This is a genomic window from Wolbachia endosymbiont of Nomada ferruginata (assembly GCF_001675785.1).
GTDB lineage: Bacteria > Pseudomonadota > Alphaproteobacteria > Rickettsiales > Anaplasmataceae > Wolbachia > Wolbachia pipientis.
Genome location: NZ_LYUY01000227.1, coordinates 1 through 244, shown reverse-complemented (window position 1 = coordinate 244; position 244 = coordinate 1). Strand labels below are relative to the sequence as shown.

The window sequence follows — 244 nt, the reverse complement described above, 5'->3', positions numbered from 1 at the left end:
GTGACCAGAATTCTTACAATGGATCCCAGTGTCAAGCTACTCAGATGACAAAGGAGGCGTATACTGGAGACGGGACAATGTTTAACTCCGAATTCTTAAACGGATTAATGGTTAGTGAAGCAAAGGAAGCCATAGTTAAAAAATTTGAAGAAAAAAAAATAGGCAAAAAAACAATAAACTATCGTTTGCACGATTGGGGAGTTTCAAGGCAGCGTTATTGGGGATGCCCTATACCTATCATATA

The 244-nt window shown here is 38.5% G+C and carries 1 protein-coding gene; it reads left to right on the top strand.

Translation table 11 applies throughout. From position 1 onward, the window contains the following. A partial coding sequence (locus tag BA053_RS06505; RefSeq protein ID WP_156518249.1) for a class I tRNA ligase family protein occupies nucleotides 1-244 on the top strand: 244 nt, incomplete at both ends.